The sequence below is a fragment of the Halomonas sp. CSM-2 genome (genome assembly GCF_002119345.1).
Taxonomy (GTDB): Bacteria; Pseudomonadota; Gammaproteobacteria; order Pseudomonadales; family Halomonadaceae; genus Vreelandella; species Vreelandella janggokensis.
In genome coordinates, this window is sequence record NZ_NBYR01000040.1 from 1 (window position 1) to 7,882 (window position 7,882).

5 protein-coding genes are annotated in these 7,882 nt (G+C 58.0%); all 5 read left to right on the plus strand.

Features of this window, described 5'->3' with window-relative positions:
* Nucleotides 1-309 precede the first annotated feature (309 nt).
* On the plus strand, nucleotides 310-2,151 hold the full coding sequence (locus B7L15_RS19040; RefSeq protein ID WP_085920464.1) for a TolC family outer membrane protein: 1,842 nt from the start codon (nucleotides 310-312) through the stop codon (nucleotides 2,149-2,151).
* Nucleotides 2,152-2,270: 119 nt separating this feature from the next.
* On the plus strand, nucleotides 2,271-4,439 hold the full coding sequence (locus B7L15_RS19045) for a type I secretion system permease/ATPase (RefSeq protein ID WP_085920465.1): 2,169 nt from the start codon (nucleotides 2,271-2,273) through the stop codon (nucleotides 4,437-4,439).
* A complete protein-coding gene (locus tag B7L15_RS19050) occupies nucleotides 4,439-5,872 on the plus strand; it encodes an HlyD family type I secretion periplasmic adaptor subunit (RefSeq protein WP_085920466.1) in 1,434 nt (477 codons plus the stop codon). Before B7L15_RS19045 ends, B7L15_RS19050 begins: the two co-directional genes overlap by 1 nt.
* Nucleotides 5,872-6,519 (plus strand): response regulator transcription factor, encoded by a 648-nt coding sequence (locus B7L15_RS19055; protein ID WP_085920467.1) that lies wholly within the window; start codon nucleotides 5,872-5,874, stop codon nucleotides 6,517-6,519. The genes B7L15_RS19050 and B7L15_RS19055 overlap by 1 nt, the downstream gene beginning before the upstream one ends.
* A 236-nt stretch (nucleotides 6,520-6,755) precedes the next feature.
* Nucleotides 6,756-7,882: retention module-containing protein (locus B7L15_RS19060; protein WP_176243736.1), on the plus strand; the 1,127-nt coding region annotated here is incomplete at its 3' end.

Sequence of the window (7,882 nt, forward strand, 5' to 3'; positions counted from 1 at the left end):
CAGAAAACACATGGGGGTAGGGGGAAATGCGCCTTGAGCTCAGGAAATTGATCAATATATAGCCAACTTCCAGCTCTGGGCGGCATCATCGCCACCAAACCTGGCATTTGGGTGCTGCTGACCAACCCGATGCAACATCCGGGCTAGAGCTTAGCACCACCAGGGTATGGAAACCGGGAATGGATGCGCCACCTGAACATAACGAGTGTTAGGTGAGTCCCGCGATAAAAAAATAACGTATCGATTGCTATCGGTGATTGCGGTGGTTTTGCTGCAGTCGCTGTCTCATATTCCATGAGGGGACCACAGATGAAAAAACTCAGCTACACCAACGGGCTTTACCAACGGTTTGGCTTGGCACGTATCATTCAGGCGGCCGCTTTCGGCACCAGCCTGACACTCCTTCCGCTCGGTCAGGCGATGGCACAATCGCTTCCATCCGATATGGCCATTCCGGGTTCATCCAATCTGCAAGAGACTGTCCAGCAGGCGATCACCCAGAATCCCGAAGTCAACGCGGCGTTCCGCGCCTTCAATGCGGCGGGTTACGACCGGGATGAGGCCTGGGGCGGTTACCTGCCAAGCGTGGATGCCACTGCTGGCGTAGGCCGCGAGTCCGTCGAAGGTGATGGCCGCGGTAGTTATGACACTGATTACGTGCAGCTCGAGTTGACCCAAATGGTCTACGACGGTTTTGCGACGGCCGGACGGGTAGAGCAACTGGACCGGGCAGAACTGGTACGTTACTACGAGCTATTGGGCGCCAGTGAAAACGTCGCTCTGGAAGCGACCAGGGCTTACGCTGATGTGCTGCGCTATCGTGAGCTGGTGCGCCTGGCTCAGGATAATTACCGCCAGCACATGCGGGTCTACGATCAGATCGAAGAGCGTGCGCTGTCCGGCGCAGGCCGCGGTGTTGATCTTGAGCAGATTACCGGTCGTGTCGCGCTGGCCGAATCCAACCTGCTGACCGAAGCCTCAAATCTGCATGATGTCTCGGCGCGCTATAACCGCATCGTCGGCGACCTGCCGGTAGAAAACCTGGCCCCCACGCCGGCATTAGAAGACGAGCTACCCAGCTCGGTGCAAGAGGCGGTCAACCTTGCCTTTGAAGGCAACCCCGACTTCCATGCCGCCATTGAAGACATTGCGGCGTCGCGGGCGGAGCAGGACATTGCAGAAGCTGGCTTTCATCCGCGGTTGGATATCGTAGGACGCACCGGCAGCAACAACGATGATTCTGCGGCAATCGGTCGTCGTGACCAGAGCAGCATCGAGCTGGTAGCCAGCATGAACCTTTATCGGGGTGGCTCGGATCTGGCCTCATTCCGGGCAGCGAGTGAACGCATCGAGGAAGCCGTTGAAAATCGCGAGCTGGCTTGCCGCAACGTTCGTCAAACGACCCAGATCGCCTATGGGGACACCCAGCGGTTGCGCGAGCAGATGCAGTACCTGAATCAGCATCGCCAATCCATTGACCGGGTTCGCGGCGCTTATCAGCAGCAGTTCGATATCGGCGAGCGCACCCTGCTCGACGTGTTGGACAGCGAAAACGAGTTCTTCGAAGCCAGCCGAGCCTACGTGAACGCTCAGTATGATGTTGCCATTGCCGACGCCGAGACGCTGGCTTCAATGGGGCACCTGATGCGCACCCTGGATGTATCACGCGCCGACATGCCGAGCCTTTCAGACCTGGATAGCGATGGCGTCCAGATTGACGCCGAGGCTATCTGCCCGACTCAAGCGCCTGCCAACTATACGCTGGAGGATCTGGTAGGTAGTACCGGTAATGATCCGTCTTCGGGTGTCAGTACAGTGCGCTCGTTTGATGGGGATCGCGCCATTGATTCGCTTTCGGTCGCTGACGTTTCGGGCAATCCCTCGGAGCGTCCTTCAGCGTTCACGGACGAGATCGTTGACACCACCCCTGCGAATGCAAGCTCATTTCTTCAGGTAGCGGCCCTCAGCAGCCAGTCATCGGCCGCTGAGCTGCAAAGAGAACTTGAAGGTCAGTTGAACATGCCAACTCGCGTGGTTGACGGTGGTGGTCTTTACCGTGTTCAGGTAGGCACCACTCCTGATGCAGTATCAGGCTTTCGCCGCCAGTTGAGCGATATGGGGTATGATGAAGCGTTTCCTGTCAGCAGTTAAGGAAGAGGATGGCGCTGTAGGTTGTTTCGCGTTCTTTAAATTTTCGTTACACAAGAACGCGAGACAGCATCGCTGGGCGCACTAATCTAAGCAGGTCGCATTTATGATTTGGGGTATGTGTGTCTAACGAAAAAGACGTAGCATCAGACGAACCATCTACTCGAACCGATACAGATGAGCTTCTTGAATGCTTGATCGCTGTGGCATCCATTCATCACCACGATGCCACACGAGAAGCGCTGACTGCCGGTCTCCCGCTAGAGGAAGGCAGGCTGACGCCCGGCGTGTTGGGGCGTGCAGCGGCGCGCGCTGACCTGACGGCTCGGCTGGTCAAATCACGCCTGTCGCAGTTGAACCCCGCCCTGTTTCCAGCGATTCTGCTCTTGGAATCGGGGCGCGCCTGTGTGCTGCTCAACCTGGACATTAAAAATGGCCAGGCGGAAGTCATTTTCCCCGAGCTGGGTGAGGCAAGCTCCATTGTCAGCCTGGTCGGCCTTCAGGACGCCTACAGCGGCCAGGCGGCCTATGTCAGGCCCAAGTTCCGCTTTGATGCGCGTGGCCCCGAGGTCAAGAAGCAGCGCTCGCGGCACTGGTTCTGGGGCGTTATCCGCGAAAACCGCAAGCTTTACCGCGATGTATTGATCGGCTCGGCGGTGATCAACCTGTTTGCCGTGGCCATGCCCCTGTTCGTGATGAACGTTTACGACCGGGTAGTCCCCAACGCGGCCACCGAGACGCTCTGGGTGCTGGCCGTCGGCATCTTTATCGTGCTGTGTTTCGATCTGGCGCTACGCCTGATGCGCAATGCCTTTGTCGACCTGGCCGCCAGCCGTGCCGATGTGAAACTGACCTCCAGCATCATGTCACGGGTGCTCGGCATGAGCATGGAGTCCAAGCCAGCGTCAACAGGCTCCTTTACCGCCACGCTGCAATCCTTTGAATCCGTGCGGGCGTTTATCGGCTCTGCCACCATCGTGGCGCTCGTGGATCTGCCTTTTGTCATTCTGTTTGCCTCGATTATCGCGCTGATTGGGGTGCCGCTGGTGATTCCCATCGTGGTCGGCGCGGTGTTCGTTTTCCTTTATGCACTGGCCGCGCAGAGTAAGCTGCACGAGCTCTCTGAAACCACCTGGCGCATCGGCGCCCAGCGCAATGCCACCCTGGTGGAGTCCGTCGGCAACCTGGAAACCGTCAAGGCGCTGCGCAGCGAAAGCCGTTTACAGGGCATGTGGGAACGGGCGTCGGCGTTTCTTTCCCGTACGGCGGCCCAGTTGCGCCTGGTCAGCTCGTCCGTCACCAGTGTGGCGCTATGGACACAGCATACGGTGGCGGTGGCGATCATCATTATCGGTGTCTACATGATCATCGAAGGTGATTTGACCCAGGGCGGGCTGATCGCCGCTTACCTGCTATCTTCCCGGGCAATGGCGCCAATCAGTCAGGCGGCGGGGTTGATGGCCCAATACCACCAGTCATCCACGGCGCTCGAGTCACTCAACGAGGTGATGGACAAGCCCACCGAGCGCGTTGAGGGCAAGGCCTATATCAACCGCCCCGTGGTGCACGGCGATATCAAATTCGACGGCGTCAGCCTGAGCTACCCGGAGGCAGAGCGTAGCGCGCTCAACGACGTGAGCTTCCGGCTCAAGCCGGGTGAGAAGGTCGCCCTGATCGGTCGTATCGGTTCGGGCAAATCAACCCTCAGCAAGCTGTTGCTGGCGCTTTACCAGCCCACTGGCGGTGCCATCTTCCTGGATGATGTCGACATACGCCAGTTCGACCCCATGCAACTGCGGCGGCACATCGGCTACGTGCCCCAGGATATCGCGCTGTTTTTCGGTACCCTGCGCGAGAACATCGTCGCCGGAGCAGGCAGCGAGAGCGTTGATGACGAGGCACTGCTCGAGGCTGTCCGATTGAGCGGCCTTGAGTCACTGGTCAAGTCACATCCTCACGGGCTTGATCTGCCGGTCGGCGAGGGCGGCAATATGCTCTCCGGTGGTCAGCGTCAATCGGTCGCCATTGCGCGTGCGCTGGTGAACAGTCCGAGCGTGCTGCTGCTCGACGAACCCACCAGCGCGATGGACCACGCCAGCGAAGAGGTGCTGAAGAAAAACCTGACGCGTTTCAGTCAAGAAAAAACCATGGTGATCGTTACCCACCGCACCTCGCTGCTCTCGCTTGTCGACCGCATTATCGTGATGGACGCGGGCAAAGTGGTTGCCGATGGCCCGCGCGAGCAAGTCGTCGAAGCCTTGCGTAAAGGCCAGGTCGGGAGGGCGAGCTAATGGCGAAAAAGCGTAAATCCGCCGAACAGCAGGGCTTTGAAGCGCTGGGCCGGTTCAGTGAGAAGGGCGGCAAACCTTTTCGCCCGTTCATGGACCGGTTGTTTTCCAAGCGTGTCACGTCAGCCCATATAAATCGGGACTGGGCCAGTGATGCCGACTGGGCGCGCATGCAACAGGACCCCCTCCGCGCACGAGGATTTCTTTACGGCATCGTGCTGGCCATCATCGCGCTGCTTGTCTGGGCTTCTTTTGCGGAAATTGACGAAGTCACCCGTGGCCAGGGCCGCGTCATTCCCGCCCAGCAGCTGCAGCGCGTCCAGTCATTTGACGGCGGCGTGGTCGAGGAAATCCTCGTCCAGGAAGGCGAGATGGTCGAAGCGGGCGAGGTCATCATGCGCATCGACCCCACTCGCTTTGTCTCCGATTTTCGTGAGAACCGGGTGCAGGCCCAGGCGCTAAAAGCCCGAGCCGAGCGGCTGCGTGCCCTGGTGACGGACACTGACTTCTCGCCAGGCGAGGAGTTGCTGGAAAAAGCGCCGCTTGCCGTTTCGCAAGAGCGTGAAGCCTATCAAAGTAGCCTATACGAACTACGCCAGCAGGAAGCCGTTATTCGCGACCGCATCCGCCAACGTGAAGCCGAACTGCGCGAGGCAAAACTACGGCGCGACACCGCCAGCCGGGAGTTGCAAATGGCCAGTGAGGAGCTTCAGCTCACGCGGCCTCTGCTATCCTCCGGCGCCGTATCGGAAGTCGAAGTGCTGCGTCTGGAGCGCGAAGTTTCCCGTAACCGCGGCGAGCGCGATCAGGCCAATGCCGCCATTGAGCGGCTCGAAGCCGCCGTTGAGGAAAGTGAGTCGCAGTTGCGTGAACTGGGCGCTGAACGGCGTAGCCAGTGGCGCAACGACCTCTCCGATACGCTGAGTGAAATTGCCGCGTTGGATGAAGGCAGTTCGGGCCTGGAGAATCGCGTGCAGCTTGCCGATATTCGCTCGCCGGTGAAAGGGGTCGTGCAAACCCTGCACATCACGACCATCGGTGGCGTTGCTCAAGCCGGGCAGGAAGTCGTCGATATTATTCCTACCGATGACCGGCTATTGGTTGAAGCGCGCATTGCACCCCAGGATATCGCTTTCCTCACCCCTGGGCAGGAGGCAACCGTCAAGCTGACGGCCTACGACTATTCCCAGTATGGCGGTTTAAAGGCCGAACTCGAAAACATCAGTGCTGACACGATTACCGATGACGATGACGATGACAACACCTTTTATCGCGTAAAGGTACGTACCGAACAGGGTGAGATCAATAACGAAGACATGGACATCATTCCCGGCATGACGGCCCAGGTGGATATCATGACCGGCAAGCGTACGGTGATGGAGTTTCTCCTGAAACCTGTCCTGCGTGCGTGGAATAATTCATTAGGGGAACGCTGATGAACCACCTTTTTGTCACACAAGACCAGGCGTTGATGCCCCGCTGGCAAGCCGCCTTTGCCGAGGCTGAGTGCGTTACTGTTGAGCAGGCCGAGGCGCGGGCGGATGCTGACACCCTGGTGTGGTTATTAAAAGAAGAGCATGGCAATGAAGAGTCTTCTCTCGTGCGCCGCCTGTCTCAGCGTGCCACCGTTGTGGTGCTGTCGATGATGCCGGAAAACGGCGCGGCGATGGAGGCGCTTCAACAAGGCGCAAGAGGCTACGCCCACGCGCTGAGCCCCGCCGATTCGCTAAAGCAAATCGCCACGGTGGTAATGAACCAGGGGATCTGGGTACCGGCCGAACTGATGGCGCAAGTCATGGGCAGCACCTGGCGGCTACTCAAGGGCGACGAACAGGTTCAATCATCGGTGTTGGAAGTACTGACTCAACGTGAGCGCGAAGTAGCGTTGGCAGTGGCCAAGGGAGCCAGCAATAAAGTCGTGGCCCGAGAACTCGATATAACGGAAAGAACCGTCAAAGCTCACTTGACCGCTATCTTTGCCAAGCTCGATATCCATGACCGGTTACAACTGATTATCAAGCTGACCGGGAAAGGCGCATCAGCAAAGGCAAACGAGGTCCTCAGTTACTCCACCTCAAAGTAGTCAGCCAGTAGCAAGCGGCTATAACCTCTTTGGCGGATAGCAACCTGTCAGCCTTGACGCCCAGCTATCTAGCCCTTTTCTATACCGCTGGGGCGATTTAAAGCCCCCAGTACGTATGAAGTACCTACCGAAATAGCACCCCATCCTGTACCACGGTCCAATACTAAGCTTTCCCAGTCTGGCCTAGTGTGACTATCAATATAAAACCTTATTTCTGTTGTTAGAGGATGACTCCTATGAGCATTGCAACCGTTGTTACCATTACTGGTCAGGCCTGGGCACGCGATCCTGACGGTAACCTGCGCGAACTGGCTGTTGGTGATGTTCTTCAGGAAGGTGAAACGCTCGTCACCTCTACCAATGGCAGTGTGCAACTTGATTTTGACGACGGTCTGCCTCCGACGCTGATCGGCGGCAACGAAGAAGTCGCGATCACCAATGACGTGGATGCCGAGAATGCGCCCACCGAAGAAGAAACCGTCGCCCAGGACGGAGAGGTAGAAGCGCTCCTCTCCGCACTGGAAGAAGAAGACGGCGACATCCTTGAACTCCTTGAAGCAACCGCCGCAGGCGGTGGTGCTGCCGGTGGTGGCGGCGGCGGTGGCGCCGACTTCGTCCAGCTCGCGCGCATCGAAGAGTCTGTTCAAGGACTTCAATATGATTACGCCGTTGGTGCTGATGAAGGCCCTGAGACGGTTGAATTTGCAGAGGCGCCTGCTGACGCTGATGATCCTACTGTCGTTGATGATGAGGTTGAAGGTAACCCGACGGCGGGTTCGACAACAATCACGCTTGATGAAAGCCAACTGGTGTTCGGAGAACAATCTCAATTCAACAGCGTAACGGCCAGCGGTAGCATCGAATTCAGCTTTGGGCCTCTGGGCGCAGGCAGTATCGGCTTTGCCGGGATGGACGGGCAGACAATAAGCATTGGTCAAGAAAGCTTTAACCTGGACTGGGATGCCGCTAGCAACACACTCACGGCTTCCAATGAGCGTGTGCAAAACAGCAACCCTGACGCGCCGTTCCTGTTTCAAATCCAAATTGATCCTCAAACCGGTGATTTCACCCTCACCCTGGCTAATAATCTGCTGCATGAAGTAGGTACCGAAGAGGCCCTCGCAAGCCTCGTCTATACCGTTACGGATGCAGGTGGTAATACCGCCTCTAACAGCCTTGGCATCACTATTGTGGACGATGGGCCAAGTGTTGAGTTGGAAGACGTCGACCTGAGCGAGGTCAGCCTCGAAACCCAAGACAGCCAGACAATCGACGGTGGCACCGCCACCGCCACCGGCAGTGTGGCCGCGGCGTTCGACGCCGCCGTCACCGCCCAATACGGCGCCGACGGTGAAGGCAGCAC

Bases quoted from the DNA above. Each gene is read 5' to 3' on its own strand.
- B7L15_RS19040 (WP_085920464.1), top strand. From the start codon at position 310: ATGAAAAAACTCAGCTACACCAACGGGCTTTACCAACGGTTTGGCTTG.
- B7L15_RS19050 (WP_085920466.1), top strand. From the start codon at position 4,439: ATGGCGAAAAAGCGTAAATCCGCCGAACAGCAGGGCTTTGAAGCGCTG.
- B7L15_RS19055 (WP_085920467.1), top strand. From the start codon at position 5,872: ATGAACCACCTTTTTGTCACACAAGACCAGGCGTTGATGCCCCGCTGG.